General features: G+C 44.9%; 15 protein-coding genes. 13 read left to right on the top strand and 2 right to left on the bottom strand.

What is annotated here, in order from left to right:
* Positions 1 to 26 precede the first annotated feature (26 nt).
* On the top strand, positions 27 to 1,334 hold the full coding sequence (gene dcaP, locus KCV09_RS04900; RefSeq protein WP_212515626.1) for an outer membrane trimeric porin-like protein DcaP: 1,308 nt from the start codon (positions 27 to 29) through the stop codon (positions 1,332 to 1,334).
* Positions 1,335 to 1,354: 20 nt separating this feature from the next.
* Complete coding sequence (locus KCV09_RS04895; protein ID WP_212515625.1) at positions 1,355 to 2,566, top strand: MFS transporter; 1,212 nt, start codon at positions 1,355 to 1,357, stop codon at positions 2,564 to 2,566.
* A 23-nt stretch (positions 2,567 to 2,589) separates the two neighbouring features.
* Here the strand turns inward: KCV09_RS04895 and KCV09_RS04890 are convergent, their stop codons facing one another.
* Complete coding sequence (locus tag KCV09_RS04890) at positions 2,590 to 3,012, bottom strand: PaaI family thioesterase (protein WP_004937821.1); 423 nt, start codon at positions 3,010 to 3,012, stop codon at positions 2,590 to 2,592.
* A gap of 341 nt (positions 3,013 to 3,353) precedes the next feature.
* Between KCV09_RS04890 and KCV09_RS04885 the strand changes: the two genes are divergently transcribed.
* Complete coding sequence (locus KCV09_RS04885; RefSeq protein ID WP_212515624.1) at positions 3,354 to 5,156, top strand: acyl-CoA dehydrogenase C-terminal domain-containing protein; 1,803 nt, start codon at positions 3,354 to 3,356, stop codon at positions 5,154 to 5,156.
* Positions 5,157 to 5,309: 153 nt separating this feature from the next.
* Here the strand turns inward: KCV09_RS04885 and pcaU are convergent, their stop codons facing one another.
* Entirely contained in the window at positions 5,310 to 6,134 is an 825-nt protein-coding gene (pcaU, locus tag KCV09_RS04880; protein WP_004947557.1) for an IclR family transcriptional regulator PcaU, read from the bottom strand.
* Positions 6,135 to 6,424: 290 nt separating this feature from the next.
* On the opposite strand from pcaU, the gene KCV09_RS04875 reads away from it, so the two are divergent.
* The 10 genes from KCV09_RS04875 (at position 6,425) to aroD (ending at position 15,323) form a co-directional block, all read left to right on the top strand.
* Positions 6,425 to 7,111, top strand: a complete 687-nt coding sequence (locus KCV09_RS04875) for a 3-oxoacid CoA-transferase subunit A (RefSeq protein ID WP_212515623.1) — start codon at positions 6,425 to 6,427, stop codon at positions 7,109 to 7,111.
* Positions 7,112 to 7,121: 10 nt separating this feature from the next.
* On the top strand, positions 7,122 to 7,781 hold the full coding sequence (gene catJ, locus KCV09_RS04870) for a 3-oxoadipate CoA-transferase subunit B CatJ (protein WP_025096269.1): 660 nt from the start codon (positions 7,122 to 7,124) through the stop codon (positions 7,779 to 7,781).
* 6 nt (positions 7,782 to 7,787) lie between these two features.
* Entirely contained in the window at positions 7,788 to 8,996 is a 1,209-nt protein-coding gene (gene pcaF / locus KCV09_RS04865) for a 3-oxoadipyl-CoA thiolase (protein WP_212515622.1), read from the top strand.
* 12 nt (positions 8,997 to 9,008) lie between these two features.
* Positions 9,009 to 10,364: a 3-carboxy-cis,cis-muconate cycloisomerase gene (locus tag KCV09_RS04860; protein ID WP_119026577.1), complete on the top strand. Its 1,356-nt coding sequence runs from the start codon at positions 9,009 to 9,011 to the stop codon at positions 10,362 to 10,364.
* Between the two features lie 17 nt (positions 10,365 to 10,381).
* Positions 10,382 to 11,161 carry a 3-oxoadipate enol-lactonase gene (gene pcaD / locus KCV09_RS04855; RefSeq protein ID WP_029952156.1) on the top strand — a complete coding sequence of 260 codons (780 nt, stop codon included), beginning with the start codon at positions 10,382 to 10,384 and terminating at the stop codon, positions 11,159 to 11,161.
* Between the two features lie 39 nt (positions 11,162 to 11,200).
* Positions 11,201 to 12,556: an MFS transporter gene (locus KCV09_RS04850; protein ID WP_212515621.1), complete on the top strand. Its 1,356-nt coding sequence runs from the start codon at positions 11,201 to 11,203 to the stop codon at positions 12,554 to 12,556.
* Between the two features lie 15 nt (positions 12,557 to 12,571).
* Positions 12,572 to 12,976 (top strand): 4-carboxymuconolactone decarboxylase, encoded by a 405-nt coding sequence (pcaC, locus tag KCV09_RS04845; protein ID WP_004937808.1) that lies wholly within the window; start codon positions 12,572 to 12,574, stop codon positions 12,974 to 12,976.
* Between the two features lie 29 nt (positions 12,977 to 13,005).
* Positions 13,006 to 13,731: a protocatechuate 3,4-dioxygenase subunit beta gene (gene pcaH / locus KCV09_RS04840; protein WP_212515620.1), complete on the top strand. Its 726-nt coding sequence runs from the start codon at positions 13,006 to 13,008 to the stop codon at positions 13,729 to 13,731.
* A 17-nt stretch (positions 13,732 to 13,748) separates the two neighbouring features.
* Positions 13,749 to 14,378 carry a protocatechuate 3,4-dioxygenase subunit alpha gene (pcaG, locus tag KCV09_RS04835; protein WP_212515619.1) on the top strand — a complete coding sequence of 210 codons (630 nt, stop codon included), beginning with the start codon at positions 13,749 to 13,751 and terminating at the stop codon, positions 14,376 to 14,378.
* A 69-nt stretch (positions 14,379 to 14,447) separates the two neighbouring features.
* The gene (gene aroD, locus KCV09_RS04830) at positions 14,448 to 15,323 is read left to right on the top strand and encodes a type I 3-dehydroquinate dehydratase (RefSeq protein ID WP_212515618.1); all 876 of its coding nucleotides are present in this window, start codon (positions 14,448 to 14,450) and stop codon (positions 15,321 to 15,323) included.
* Positions 15,324 to 15,329 lie beyond the last annotated feature (6 nt).

Below are 15,329 nucleotides of genomic sequence, written 5' to 3'. Positions count from 1 at the left end.
CAAAATAAAATCTTTAAGGATAAAAGATGAAAAAACTATTACTGGCTGTGGCTTGTACCACGGCCTCAGGAGCGCTTTTTGCAAATTCGGGTACTACAGAACAACGAATTCAGACATTAGAGATGGAGTTAGCGCGCTTAAAGGCCGATTTGGCTCAGCAAAAACAACAAAATCAATCGGTTGAAAGTGTTCAAGCACAGCAAGTGAGTACACCTCAAAATATAGCCCCAAAAGATAAAGTAATTCCACCGTCTTGGGTCAATTGGACGGATCAAGTGAAGGTGTATGGAATTGCACGTCTTGATGCCGCTGTAGATTTACAGTCTTCACCAGACAGTGGCGGACGTACTACGAGTAGTCTATATCGTACACCTTTTGAAAGTAGCACCAGAGCCAATCACGCACGTTCGGATGCCAGTATTAATGCCAGTCGAATCGGCGTGTATTTTAATAATCCCGATAAAACAATTTTAGGTAATGTCGAAGCAGACTTTTTTGACAGCTCGACCATGGGTACAGGCGATGGTAAATTCCGTATCCGACATGCATTTTTCACTTATAAAGATTGGACTTTTGGTCAAACATGGTCCTTGATGTCGAATATGGAAACTCGAACGGAGTCTGTCGATTATACGCAGTTCTTAGGTACCTCATACACCCGCCTGCCACAAGTACGATATGACTGGAAAATAGATGCTCAGCAGGACTTGAAATTAGCACTGGAATACACCGGTTCACGCGTATCGGCGTTGCCGTCTTTCACCACACGTTATAGTTATAAACAGGGCCCACTCTTGGTTTTGGCACAAGGTTTTGTCAATGAAAAATCGGTCGATGTTGCAACAGAGAATATTAAAAAAATCAGTTGGGGCGCTGGTGGTGGCTTAAAATATGCCTTTACACCTATGCAATCGATTCAAGCCAATTATCAATATATCGTGGGTGATCAAAAATTTATGCCTTATACCGCGCAAAGTGGGCTGGCCAATGCATCTACGCTCAATGCTGCTGGAGACTTTTCTTTAAATCAGGATAAAACGGCATTGGTCATGAATAAGTTGCATGCCTTTAATTTAGGATATACCTATAAGTTTAGTCCGTATTGGCGCACCAACTGGTCGGCATCGTTATTTAAGTATGACGATCGTACCACCTATGCAAAACTAAATCCCGATGCCAATAAGCAGCTTGTCGATTACGTAGCAAACTTATTTTATAGTCCGAATACTCAACTCGATTTCGGTATTGAATATCATCAGGGGCAGCGAAAAGTGTTTGATGGTCGTACCGCTGATGTATCACGAATCAATGTTGTCTCTATGTACAAATTCTAGTTTGGGATGATCTAAATACAATGCAAAATGTCATGCAGTCTGCTGCTCAACCCTTGAACATGTCACGAGGTTTGGTATTTATCTTGGCCATGACATGCGGCATTTGTGCAGGCTCAAACTATTATAATCAGCCGTTGATCTATTCTATCGCGCACGCATTAGGAGTCAGTCCAGATCAAGCGGCGCTAGTGATTGTGATTGGGCAGCTCTCATATGCGGTGGGGCTGTTTTTACTGGTGCCGCTGGGCGACTTTTTTGAAAAAAGACGCTATATCGTTCTGTTAATGTTATGCACTGGATTTTCACAAATCGGCATTTCATTTAGTCCAAACCTGAGTGCATTGTATGTTTTAACATTCATGTCGACATTTTTTTCGGTATCGACACAAGTGCTGGTTCCTTTTGCTGCTGGGCTGGTCTCTACACAGCAAAGCCCCCGCATTGTGGGTACGCTCATGAGTGGCCTGTTTATGGGGATTTTATTGGCCCGATCTGTTGCAGGCTTGATCTCTACATTGTGGTCGTGGCACGCGGTCTATTTACTCAGTGGTGGATTAATCTTGATTTTTGCAATTGTGGTTTGGTTCCGTTTACCTGAAGCACATCGAAGCGGGCAGATCAAACTTTGGCAAATCTATGTATCACTTTTTACGCTTGCCACCCATGAGCCACATTTGATTCGGCGAGGTATTGTAGGCGGTATCGGGTTTGGAATTTTAGCGCTCATCTTTACCACCATGACTTTTTTACTGGCCAATGCACCTTACTATTTTAATGATTTTCAAATTGGCGTATTTGGTGTGGTAGGGCTGGCTGGTGTATTTGCGACACATTGGGCGGGTAAGAAAATTGCAAAAAAACAAGAAAATTTAACCGCATTGCTCAGTTTGATCTTACTTATAGCAGCATGGTTTCCATTGTTTTTTGCCCAAAAATCATTGATTCTTTATGCTTCAGGTGTAATTTTGGCCTATTTTGGATTATCTGCATTACACGTATTGAATCAAAATCTGGTCTATCGAATTTCACTTCAGGCAAGATCAAGAATTAACTCGATTTACATGACATTGTATTTTGCAGGTGCTGCACTGGGCTCACTCATGGCGGTCTATGCTTGGAAACATTGGGGCTGGACCGCCTGTACAAGTATAGGCTTAGGTATGGCGATACTCAGTTTTATAATTGATCGTTATGACTTTTATGTCATGAAACGCTCGGCTGAGTGCGACTAAACAAAGCGTTTCATCGCGCTGGCTTAGCGTCGGATAATCATAAAGGTTGCTGAGGCAAAGGCATAAATCTTACCTTGATCATCAACAATTTTACCCTCGGTGGTAATGATATTCCGTCCCGCATTAATCAGCTCCCCATGCGCATAATAGGCGGTATCTATTTGCATAGGACGGATCATCTTTACATTTAAATCAATGGTGCCGTAGCCCGTATTTGGGCCGAGTACCGAATGTGCTGCGCCACCCGTAGATGTATCTAAAGCAGTGGCACAAAAACCGCCGTGTACGCCACCTTGTACATTTAAGTGGCTCTTATTGGGAATCACTCTATACACCACTTTTCCTTCAGATGCTTCAATCAATTCCATTGGCAAGGTGTGTGCCATTGGGGAGGCATCTACTTCTCCTTGTTTTAAAGCGGTTAAAAACTCAAGACCCGTTTGCATATGACATCCTTGTTAAATGGTAGAATAAAACAGAATTAAACATACTATAAAAACAAATTATTCAAAATATAATTTTGCATAACAAAAATTAAATTTATTTTCAGTTTTTATTTAATATTTTTATTAATACGTTGATAAGTTATTAAGATATTGTAATTGTTCATTTATTTTTAAAATAAAAGTTCCTCTAATCTATATGTTTGCATAGTTAGCCTTGAATTTATGTTATTTTGCAGAAATTAATTTTGCATTATGAAATTAAATTGGTTATTTTTGACTCATAGAATTACAAGATTGGATGTGTCTATCCATCACTTAAAATACAGCAAGGGATTACAGAGATGCCGGTTTATCAAGCGCCACTTCGTGATATGCAATTTGTTTTACATGAGCTTCTAGAGGTTGAAACTACATATCAGCAATTTCATGATTATAAGGATATGCTCAGCACAGAGGTGATTAATCAGTATTTAGAGGCAGCCGCAGATTTTTGTGAAAATGAAATTGCACTGCTCAACCAATCTGGTGATCAGCACGGGTGTCGATTACATGAAGGTGTTGTGACCACGCCACAAGGCTTTAAAGCAGCGCATCAAAAATATGCCGAGCTGGGTTTTCCATCCTTGACAGCAGATCCCGAATATGGCGGGCAAGGGATGCCAACCTTGCTTCGAATCGCAATTTCTGAAATGTTGTGTGGCTCGAATTGGTCTTGGGCCATGTATCAAGGGCTTTCACATGGTGCAATGCGTACGCTTGAGCATCATGGTACACCTGAACAAAAACAAAAATTTCTGAGTAAACTGATTACAGGCGAATGGACGGGCACCATGTGCCTCACCGAATCACATGCCGGATCAGATTTAGGCTTGATACGTACAAAAGCAGAACCCAATGCAGACGGGAGTTATGCAATTTCTGGTGAGAAAATCTTTATTTCTGCCGGAGAGCACGATTTAACCGAAAATATTGTACATATTGTGCTGGCACGTTTGCCTGATGCACCTGCTGGAACCAAAGGCATTTCGCTTTTTATTGTGCCAAAATTTAATCTTGATGAGGCGGGAAATATTGCAGATCGAAATGCAGTGCTGTGTACATCAATCGAGCATAAGATGGGGATTCATGGGAACGCGACCTGCGCACTCCATTTTGATCGAGCAATAGGCTACTTAATTGGTCCGCCACATCGTGGGCTCAATTGTATGTTTACCTTTATGAATACTGCACGTATTGGAACGGCTGTACAAGGACTTGCAGCATCACAAATTGCCTTTCAAGGGGCTTTGGCTTATGCCAAAGATCGTTTGGCTATGCGTGGACTTACAGGTGCACATTATCCCGAAAAAAATGCCGATCCGATTATTGTCCATCCCGCTGTTCGTAATATGCTCATGACGCAAAAAGCTTTTGCAGAAGGCGGCCGTGCACTTGTGTATTTTTTAGCACAGCATGCAGATATTATCGAAAAATCAAACGATCCTGCCCAAATTCAACGCTCCGATGAACTGCTGGCCTTTTTAACTCCAATTGCCAAGGCATTTTTGACCGAAACAGGCAATGAGTCGGCTAAACATGGTATTCAAATATTTGGTGGTCATGGATTTATTGTAGAACATGGTATGGAGCAAATTGTACGCGATGCCAGAATTTCTACGCTTTATGAGGGAACCACTGAAATCCAGTCGATCGACTTACTTGCGCGTAAAGTATTAAAGTCTAAGGGTAAACTTCTGAACAATATGCTTGATTTGATCGATACATTTATTGCAGAGCATCATGCAGATCCAGCCTTGCGTCTATATATTGAAAAGCTCATTGCGTTAAAAGGAGAGTGGTTGAATCTTACTCAAGAGATTACAACGGTTGCAAAGCAAAACCCTGAAGAAATTGGCGCTGCCAGTGTTGATTACTTATATTATTCTGGTTATGTAGTATTTGCTTATCTGTGGGCAAAAATGGCACAAGTTGCCTATGAAAAACAACGAAACACAGCACAGGATACTCGTTTTTATGCGGCTAAAATTAAGACTGCGAATTTCTTCTTCGATAAGCTGCTGACCAGAACACAAAGCCATGCCGCTTCAATTAAATCAGGCGCTTCCTCTGTAATGGCATTGAGTGAAGAGGACTTTGCTTTTTAAAAAAACAAATGATGCTTGAAGGCATTAGATTCTATTGATATACATTTTAAGCGCGACATTTTCACTGTTATTATACTCAGCCCATGATGAGGCTGAGTATTTCTTTATAAAATGATCAGATACGATCATCGAACAAGATGTATGGAAAATGAATTATAAAATATTGCGTAACTCACGTGCTGTTTCTTGCAATAGTGGCAAGATATGCTGAATCAGATATTCTTTTGTGGTTCGCATCGTGGGCGACACAATATTGAGGGCGGCCACCACACGTGATTGCTGCCCATAAATAGGAACAGCCAGTGCATGTACACCGAGTTCATGTTCTTCACTTGAATAACACCAACCCTGTTCTTTAATTTCGGATAACAGATCTAAAAAAATCACATTATCGGTATGGGTATACTTGGTTAAACGCTGTAAAGGGTACTGATTTAGCCATTCTTGTTGTGCGAGATCATCTAGATAGGCCAACAGAATTTTTCCAGCTGAGGTGGCATGTGCAGGAAGTCGATTGCCCAAATGTAATCCGTAAGGATTTACACGATCTGTCTGTTGATGCGCTGCGCTACGTGCAATGGTAATGGCTTCATATCCATCTAATACCATCACGGAGTAGATTAAGGAAGTTTGTGTGGTCAGTAAGTTGAGCAGGGGTTGCGAAATTTTTGGAAGCTGGGCACCGCCCAAATAAGAGCCTGAAAATTTTAAAATTTTTGGTGTTAAATAAAAGTAATGACCATCTGAATCTAGATAACCAAGATACTCCAGCGTGAGTAGATGCCGACGTGCTGCTGCGCGCGTCATGCCGGTGCGTTCGGCTGCCATGGTAATATTAAGGCGATGACGATCTGTGCCAAAGCTATCAAGTATTGCCAGACCTTTGCTAATACCTGCAACAAAGTCTTCATGACGAATCGTTTTTTTATTGGCAGGATTTTGAAGAATATTTTCTTCTCTGACTGAATTTCTATCCATGACGCACTCAAAATATGTTCGTTACAATACAGTTCATATTGCATGCTTACTATACTCTGAAAACGGATCAATTAAACGATGTTTTGTTCGAACATCGAACATAATTTTTATAAATCGAACAAAACCTTGTGGGTTGCTCTAGCGCTCAACCATAAAATTATAAAAAATGATCAAACAAGGGAATCCTACTAAATGACTAAGGAATAGTGATTTGTATCTCTCATTCATCTCCTTCTTCATGTCTGTTTTCCTTCCTTTCAAATTTGCTAGATGCACATTGGAGTTATCTAATGATAGATAAAAGTGCAGCGACCCTAACGGAAGCGCTCTCCCAGATCCACGACGGTGCCACCATCCTGATTGGTGGTTTTGGAACAGCCGGCCAACCCGCCGAGCTGATTGACGGACTGATTCAACTAGGTCGCAAGAACCTGACCATCGTCAGCAACAATGCCGGCAATGGAGACTATGGACTGGCCAAGCTGCTAAAAACTGGCGCCGTCAAAAAGATCATCTGTTCCTTCCCACGTCAGGCCGACTCCTACGTATTTGACGAGCTATACCGTGCGGGCAAAATTGAACTCGAAATCGTGCCGCAGGGCAATCTGGCCTGCCGCATACAGGCTGCCGGCATGGGGCTGGGGCCGATCTACACCCCAACCGGTTTTGGCACTTTACTCGCAGAAGGTAAACCCACCCTGAACTTTGATGGTAAAGACTACGTACTGGAAAACCCGATCAAGGCCGACTTTGCCCTGATCAAAGCCTACAAGGGCGACCGCTGGGGCAATCTGGTCTATCGCAAATCAGCACGAAACTTCGGCCCGATCATGGCCATGGCCGCCAACGTGACCATCGCACAAGTGAGCGAAGTGGTGGCACTAGGAGAACTCGATCCGGAAAACGTGGTGACCCCAGGCATCTTTGTTCAACACGTTGTACCAGTCCAATCTATCCCAGCAAGCGCTGCACCATAAGGAGATCGAGATGAGTTATCACAAACTGACCCGTGACCAGATCGCCCAGCGCGTTGCCCAAGATATTCCGGAAGGCTCTTATGTCAATCTAGGGATTGGCCTGCCGACCAAGATTGCCAGCTATCTGCCTGCCGACAAAGACGTATTTCTACATTCAGAAAACGGACTGCTGGCCTTTGGCCCACCACCAGCGGCCGGCGAAGAAGACCCGGAACTGATCAACGCAGGCAAAGAATACGTGACCATGCTTGAAGGCGGTTGCTTCTTTCACCATGGCGACTCCTTCGCCATGATGCGCGGTGGACATCTGGATATCTGCGTACTAGGCGCATTCCAGATCGCAGCCAATGGAGACCTGGCGAATTGGCACACTGGTGCACCGGATGCCATACCGTCGGTCGGTGGTGCTATGGATCTTGCGGTTGGGGCAAAAAAAGTCTTTGTAACCACCGATCATGTCACCAAAAAAGGTGAGCCGAAGATTGTCGCTGAACTGACGTACCCAGCCACGGGCCAGAAATGTGTCGACCGGATCTACACCGACCTGTGCATCATCGATGTGGTGCCAGAAGGACTGAAAGTGATCGAGAAAGTCGAAGGCTTAAGCTTTGAAGAACTACAACGCCTGACCGGTGCAACACTGATCGATGCGACACAGGGCCAAGGATAACCGAATATGAAACATGCATACATCGTCGATGCGATCCGTACCCCGTTTGGCCGCTATGCAGGCGGATTGGCACCAGTACGTGCGGATGACCTCGGTGCAATCCCGATTGCCGCCCTGATCGAACGCAACCCAAGCGTAAACTGGGCACAGGTCGATGACGTGATCTACGGCTGTGCCAATCAGGCAGGAGAAGACAACCGTAACGTTGGCCGTATGTCGGCACTGCTGGCAGGCCTGCCGGTCGAAGTACCAGCAACGACGGTCAACCGCCTGTGTGGCTCATCTCTGGATGCAATCGCCATGGCAGCACGTGCGATCAAAGCAGGCGAAGCCCATCTGATCATTGCAGGGGGTGTCGAAAGCATGAGCCGCGCACCGTATGTGATGGGGAAATCAGAAGGGGCGTTTGGACGCACCCAGAAGATAGAAGACACCACCATGGGATGGCGCTTCATCAATCCGAAGCTTAAAGCCATGTATGGTGTGGATACCATGCCGCAAACCGCAGAAAATGTGGCCGAGCAGTTTGGCATCCAGCGTGAAGACCAAGACCAGTTTGCCTACACCAGCCAGCAACGCACCGCGACGGCACAGGCCAAAGGCTACTTTGCAAAAGAAATCGTGCCTGTCACGATTCCACAGCGCAAAGGAGAGCCGGTGGTGATCGACACCGATGAGCATCCACGTGCCTCAACTACACTAGAGGGACTGGCCAAGCTAAAAGGCGTGGTCAAGCCGGAAGGTAGCGTGACAGCGGGCAATGCGTCAGGCATCAACGACGGTGCAGCGGCAGTTTTAATTGCATCAGACGAAGCGATTGCACAATACCAGCTTAAAGCACGTGCCAAGATCATTGCCTCCACCACGGTGGGTATCGAGCCGCGCATCATGGGCTTCGCACCGGCACCGGCGATCAAAAAGCTACTCAAACAGGCCAATCTGACGCTTGATCAGATGGATGTGATTGAGCTGAACGAAGCCTTTGCTGCACAGGCACTGGCCTGTACCCGAGACTTAGGACTGGCAGATGACGATGCACGGGTGAATCCGAATGGCGGTGCAATTGCACTGGGTCATCCATTGGGTGCATCTGGTGCGCGTCTGGTGACGACGGCTTTAAACCAGCTGGAACAGTCGGGCGGTAAGTATGCGCTGTGTTCGATGTGTATCGGCGTGGGTCAGGGGATTGCGCTCATTATTGAGCGGGTTGCTTAAACGGAGATCATGATGAGCCAGTTATATGCTTCTCTTTTTTATCAACAAGACGTAACTGAAATTTTCAGTGATCGTGCGTTGGTCAAATATATGATTGAGACAGAGGTTGCACTGGCGCAAGCGCAAGCAGCAGTTGGGGTAATTCCCCAGTCTGCTGCCGATATCATTACGTTTGCCACTCAAGATGCGGTTGAAAAAATTGATTTTCAAAGTTTAGCCATTGCCACTGGACTGGCTGGAAATATCGCTATTCCTTTTGTCAAACAACTGACTTCAATTGTGAAGCAAGTCGATGAAGAAGCATCGCGTTATGTGCATTGGGGTGCGACCAGCCAAGATATTCTAGACACAGCATGTGTACTGCAATCGCGTGATGCACTTGTTATTGTAGAACTGCTTTTAAATCAGTGCTATCAGGCTGCTTTACAACAAGCGCAACGATATCGCCATCAGGTGATGATGGGGCGCACATGGTTACAGCAAGCTTTACCGATCACCTTGGGACATAAGCTTGCACGTTGGGCTTCTGCGTTTAAGCGCGATTTAGACCGCTTACAACTTATGAAGTCACGTGTGTTGACTGCACAATTAGGTGGCGCAGTTGGCTCGCTGGCATCTTTGCAAAATCAGGGAACCTCCGTTACACAAGCATTTGCAAAAACCTTAAATCTGACACATGCCGCATGTACGTGGCATGGCGAAAGAGATCGTATTGTCGAAATTGCAAGTGTACTCGGCTTGATTACGGGCAACGCAGGCAAGATGGCGCGCGACTGGTCACTGATGATGCAAACAGAAGTTGCAGAAGTATTTGAACCGACAGCCCAAGGGCGTGGCGGATCTTCAACCATGCCACATAAGCGTAATCCAGTTGCTGCGGCGTCGGTATTGGCTGCGGCCAATCGTGTTCCTGCGTTAATGTCGAGCATGTATCAAAGCATGGTGCAAGAGCATGAACGTAGCTTGGGTAGCTGGCATGCTGAATGGCTTGCCTTACCGGAAATCTTTCAACTCACCGCGGGTGCTCTAGAGCGTACTTTAGATGTCTTGAAAGGTATGGATGTCAATGCAGAAAACATGCGCGCCAATATCGAGTGTACGCAAGGCCTGATTATGGCTGAAGCAGTCATGATGGCGTTGGCACCGCATCTGGGACGTCTAAATGCACATCACGTGGTGGAAGCAGCTTGTAAAAAAGCCGTTGCTGAACACAAACATTTAAAAGACATCATGGCAGAGACTGCGGAAGTCACTGCATTGTTCGATGCAAAGCAGCTTGAGGCAATATTCAAACCAGAATCTTACCTCGGCAATATTCAAGATCAGATTGATGCTGTTTTGCAAGAAGCAAAAGGAGAGGCAAAGTGAGCAATATTCATATCACTATGATTAACAATCGTCAGGGCCAACCGCTTGCGGTACAGGTTCAGGGGCCACAAGATGCTCCTGCGATTGTATTTTCGAACTCGCTTGGTACCGACAATACCATGTGGATGCCACAAATCGAAGCGCTCAAAGCCGATTTTAAAATTGTAACTTACGATACACGTGGACACGGCCAAAGTGCTGTTATTGATCAAACCGAATTGCAGCATCTGGGTGAAGATGTCATTGATATTTTGGATGCCTTAAATATTGATCAAGCGCACTTTTGTGGTATTTCAATGGGCGGTATGACGGCACTTTGGTTAGGTATTCATCGCCCTGAACGTTTTTATAGCATCACGGTTGCCAATTCTGCTGCAAAAATCTGGACAGCAGAAGGCTGGAATGCACGCGCTGCTTCCGTAGAAGCAACGGGTTTGAGTGATTTGGTCAGTACCACACATACTCGCTGGTTTAGCGAAAAATTTGATCATCAAGCCAGTGTGCTTGCTCGAAACACGATTCGAAGTCTAGCCAATACTCCAGCACAAGGATATGCCAATGCCTGCCGTGCACTTGCAGGCGCAGATCTGCGTGAATCGATTGCAAAGATTTCAATTCCGACACTGATCATTGCTGGAGAAGCAGATCCGGTCACTACGGTCAGCGATGCTGAGTTTTTACATCAATATATCCAAAACAGCCAGTTGAAGACATTGGACGCTTCACATCTGTCAAATATTGAACAGCCTGAAGCATTCACGCAAGTTTTTGGCCAGTTTATTAGATCAATCGTTTAATAAACTGATTTAAAAGGATTTAGGCCTTAGGAGGCAGATATGGCGTCTCAGGATTACGCTGCACAAAACACAAGTCTGGATGCACAGGCATTAATCAATGATGCGCCACTAAGTAAGTATCAGTGGTTGATTGCGATTGTGTGTTTCTTGATTGTCTTTGTGGATGGTATAGATACCGCAGCAATGGGATTTATTGCGCCTGCGCTTGCTCAAGATTGGGGTGTGGATCGATCGCAGTTGGGTCCTGTAATGAGTGCAGCCTTAGGCGGTATGATTATTGGTGCGCTGGTTTCAGGCCCGACAGCCGATCGTTTTGGTCGCAAGATTGTGTTATCTGTTGCGATGTTGATTTTTGGTGGTTTTACACTTGCCTGTGCATATTCCACAACATTAGACAGTTTGGTGATTTTCCGATTTTTAACCGGGATTGGTCTAGGCGCTGCAATGCCAAACGCGACCACACTTTTTTCAGAATACTGCCCGGCACGAATTCGTTCTTTGCTCGTGACATGTATGTTTTGTGGTTACAACTTGGGCATGGCAATGGGTGGCTTTATCAGCAGCTGGTTAATTCCGGCTTATGGTTGGCACAGCCTGTTTTTGTTGGGCGGTTGGGCCCCCTTGATTTTGATGCTTGTGGTGATGGTGTTTTTACCAGAATCCTATCGTTTCCTGATTGTAAAAGGAAGAAATACCGAGAAGGTGCGTCAGATCTTAACGCGTATTGCACCACATAAGGTTCAAGGTGTAACCGAATTCCACGTCCCTGAAGAAAAGACAGATGCTTCAAGTAAAAAAGGTGTCTTTGGCATGCTGTTTTCTGGCAAATACGCCAAAGGAACGGTTTTGCTTTGGGTAACTTACTTCATGGGTCTGGTCGTAATTTATTTGTTGACCAGCTGGTTACCAACCTTGATGCGTGAAACCGGGGCATCGTTAGAGCGTGCAGCATTCTTGGGTGGATTATTTCAGTTTGGTGGTGTGCTCAGTGCGCTATTTATTGGCTGGGCGATGGACCGTTTTAATCCGAATCGAATTATTGCGGGTTTTTATCTGGCTGCCGGTATCTTTGCGGTAATTGTTGGTCAAAGTCTTTCAAATCCAACTTTACTTGCACTGTTTATCTTGTGCGCGGGTATTGCGGTAAATGGCGCGCAGTCGTCTATGCCGGTTTTAAGTGCACGGTTTTATCCAACGCAGTGCCGTGCAACTGGTGTTGCATGGATGTCGGGCATTGGCCGTTTTGGGGCCGTGTTCGGTGCATGGATTGGAGCAGTTCTGCTGGGTAATAACTGGTCGTTCACCATGATTTTAAGCATGTTGTTCATTCCTGCCGCAGCTGCCGCGATTGCAATTTTTGTTAAGTCTATCGTTGCACATACTGATGCAACTTAAGGTGAGAGTTCTCTAATGAATGATGATGATCGTTACAAACAGGGCATTGAAGTCCGTACAGCAGTCCTCGGCGAAAAACACGTCAACCGTTCGATTGAGAATCTGAACGATTTCAATGAGGACTTTCAGAATTTTATTAGTCGATTTGCTTGGGGTGAGGTGTGGTCTCGTCCGGGCTTACCTCGCCATACACGCAGTCTAGTGACAATCGCGGTTTTATTGGCGCTAGGTCGTGAAGATGAGTTGCGTATGCATTTACGTGCATGTTTCAACAATGGCGTGACCAAAGACGAGCTCAAAGAATTGATCCTGCATTGTTCACTGTATGCGGGCCTACCAGCATCAAATGCTGCCATGCATATGGCTGAACAGGTGTTTGAAGAGCTTGGTATCGCACCAGAAAAACTGAACAAAAAATAATGGATCAGCAGATTTAGAGGGAGAAAAATATGTCTCATTTTAACTGGGGCGCTTACGCTCAACGTAATACAGAGGATCATCCGCCAGCCTATGCACCAGGTTATAAAACCAGTGTATTACGCTCGCCAAAAAATGCACTGATCTCGATTGCAGAAACATTGTCGGAAGTGACTGCACCACATTTTAGTGCAGATCAGTTTGGTCCAAAAGACAATGACTTAATTTTGAACTATGCCAAAGACGGTTTGCCAATTGGTGAACGTGTGATTATTCATGGTTATGTTCGTGATCAGTTTGGTCGTCCTGTAAAAAATGCCTTGGTTGAAGTCTGGCAGGCAAACGCATCGGGTCGTTATCGTCATCCGAATGACCAATATATAGGTGCGATGGATCCGAACTTTGGTGGATGTGGACGTATGCTCACAGACAGCAATGGATATTACGTTTTTCGAACCATTAAGCCAGGTCCATATCCATGGCGTAACCGTATTAATGAATGGCGTCCGGCGCATATCCATTTTTCATTGATTGCAGACGGCTGGGCTCAGCGTTTGATTTCACAGTTTTATTTTGAAGGTGACACTTTAATTGATTCGTGTCCAATCTTAAAAACTGTGCCTTCAGATGATCAACGTCGCGCTTTGATCGCACTTGAAGACAAAAGCAACTTTATTGAAGCTGACAGCCGTTGTTATCGTTTTGACATTACGCTTCGTGGTCGTCGCGCGACTTACTTCGAAAATGACTTAACTTAATGGATGGAGTGAAAATAATGAACGGTTGGAATTTTCAAGAACTCAAAGAAACCCCATCTCAAACAGGTGGTCCTTACGTGCATATTGGCTTGCTTCCAAAACAGGCCAACATTGAAGTGTTTGAACATAACTACGGCAATATGCTGGTTCAAGATCAAACACAAGGTGAGCGTATTCGCTTGGAAGGTCAGGTATTTGACGGATTAGGTTTGCCATTACGTGATGTTTTGGTTGAGATCTGGCAAGCAGATGCTAATGGTGTCTATCCAAGTGAAGCAGATACTCAAGGTAAAGCAGCAGATCCGCATTTTCATGGTTGGGGACGTACGGGTGCAGATTTTAAGACAGGTTTTTGGAGCTTCAATACCATTAAGCCTGGCGCAGTACCGGGACGTAAGGGAACAACGCAAGCCCCTCATATTTCAGTGATTCTTTTCGCTCGCGGAATCAACATCGGGTTACATACTCGTGTTTATTTTGAGGATGAAGTTGAAGCAAACGCCAAAGATCCAGTACTTAACAGTATTGAGTGGGTAACACGTCGTCAAACGCTTATCGCAAAACGTGAAGAGCGTGACGGTGAAACAGTTTATCGTTTCGATATTCGCATTCAGGGCGAAGATGAAACGGTATTCTTTGATATCTAAGGTTTTTGGGACCAAAGTTGTATGTCATGCTTGATGTGCAACTTCAATTTTTTTACAAGGGAACGTAAAATGAACAGTTCAAAAAAGTTAGTTAAGCAGTTGCTGATTAGCACGGCTTTAAGTCTCTCCCTACCTATGCTGTCTCTTACGCATGCGGCTGAAAATGCTGCGATGAACAAGGCAACATATGTTGTTAAAAATCTCAATATTGGTGATTTGCCTGTCAAGACTATTGTCCCGATTACGGCAAAAACCAAAGAGCAAGCGATTGCTCAGGCAAAAGTGATTGCAGCGAATAAAGATGCGGATATTGCTGAATTTCGTATAGATTTGCTGGAATTTGCAAGCGACACCAAACAAGTGATTGCACTTGGTCAAGAACTGAACCAGATTTTAAAAGACAAACCGTTGCTCGCAACGATTCGTACTTCAAATGAAGGTGGCAAACTCAATGTAACCGATGAACAGTATGCAAAAATTTACAGCGATTATTTAAAAAAGCCATTTATGCAGTTACTTGATATCGAAATGTTTAGAGATCAGGCAGCAGTTGAAAAGCTGACCAGCTTGGCACACAAGAAAAATGTGTTAGTGGTGATGTCTAACCATGATTTTGATAAAACCCCAAGTGAGCAGGACATCGTAAATCGCTTACTCAAACAAGATCAAATGGGCGCAGATATCTTAAAAATTGCGGTAATGCCAAAGTCGAAGCAGGATGTCTTTACGCTAATGAATGCGACACTAAAAGTAAGTGAACAGTCGAAAAAACCGTTACTTACGATGTCGATGGGGCGCTTAGGTACGGTATCGCGTGTTTCAACCGCCAATATGGGCGGAAGTTTAAGTTTTGGTATGATCGGCGAGGCTTCGGCACCGGGTCAAATCGATGTCACTGCGCTTAAACAAATCTTAAAAACAGTTCAACCAACTCAAACACCATAATCCTGA

The organism is Acinetobacter soli (genome assembly GCF_018139125.1).
GTDB classification, from domain to species: domain Bacteria; phylum Pseudomonadota; class Gammaproteobacteria; order Pseudomonadales; family Moraxellaceae; genus Acinetobacter; species Acinetobacter soli.
This window is presented reverse-complemented; position numbering and strand designations above follow the sequence as displayed.

Bases quoted from the DNA above. Each gene is read 5' to 3' on its own strand.
- pcaD (WP_029952156.1), top strand. From the start codon at position 10,382: ATGATTAACAATCGTCAGGGCCAACCGCTTGCGGTACAGGTTCAGGGG.
- pcaF (WP_212515622.1), top strand. From the start codon at position 7,788: ATGAAACATGCATACATCGTCGATGCGATCCGTACCCCGTTTGGCCGC.
- dcaP (WP_212515626.1), top strand. From the start codon at position 27: ATGAAAAAACTATTACTGGCTGTGGCTTGTACCACGGCCTCAGGAGCG.
- KCV09_RS04860 (WP_119026577.1), top strand. From the start codon at position 9,009: ATGAGCCAGTTATATGCTTCTCTTTTTTATCAACAAGACGTAACTGAA.
- KCV09_RS04850 (WP_212515621.1), top strand. From the start codon at position 11,201: ATGGCGTCTCAGGATTACGCTGCACAAAACACAAGTCTGGATGCACAG.
- pcaC (WP_004937808.1), top strand. From the start codon at position 12,572: ATGAATGATGATGATCGTTACAAACAGGGCATTGAAGTCCGTACAGCA.
- KCV09_RS04875 (WP_212515623.1), top strand. From the start codon at position 6,425: ATGATAGATAAAAGTGCAGCGACCCTAACGGAAGCGCTCTCCCAGATC.
- catJ (WP_025096269.1), top strand. From the start codon at position 7,122: ATGAGTTATCACAAACTGACCCGTGACCAGATCGCCCAGCGCGTTGCC.
- aroD (WP_212515618.1), top strand. From the start codon at position 14,448: ATGAACAGTTCAAAAAAGTTAGTTAAGCAGTTGCTGATTAGCACGGCT.
- KCV09_RS04890 (WP_004937821.1), bottom strand. From the start codon at position 3,012: ATGCAAACGGGTCTTGAGTTTTTAACCGCTTTAAAACAAGGAGAAGTA.
- KCV09_RS04885 (WP_212515624.1), top strand. From the start codon at position 3,354: ATGCCGGTTTATCAAGCGCCACTTCGTGATATGCAATTTGTTTTACAT.
- KCV09_RS04895 (WP_212515625.1), top strand. From the start codon at position 1,355: ATGCAAAATGTCATGCAGTCTGCTGCTCAACCCTTGAACATGTCACGA.
- pcaG (WP_212515619.1), top strand. From the start codon at position 13,749: ATGAACGGTTGGAATTTTCAAGAACTCAAAGAAACCCCATCTCAAACA.
- pcaU (WP_004947557.1), bottom strand. From the start codon at position 6,134: ATGGATAGAAATTCAGTCAGAGAAGAAAATATTCTTCAAAATCCTGCC.
- pcaH (WP_212515620.1), top strand. From the start codon at position 13,006: ATGTCTCATTTTAACTGGGGCGCTTACGCTCAACGTAATACAGAGGAT.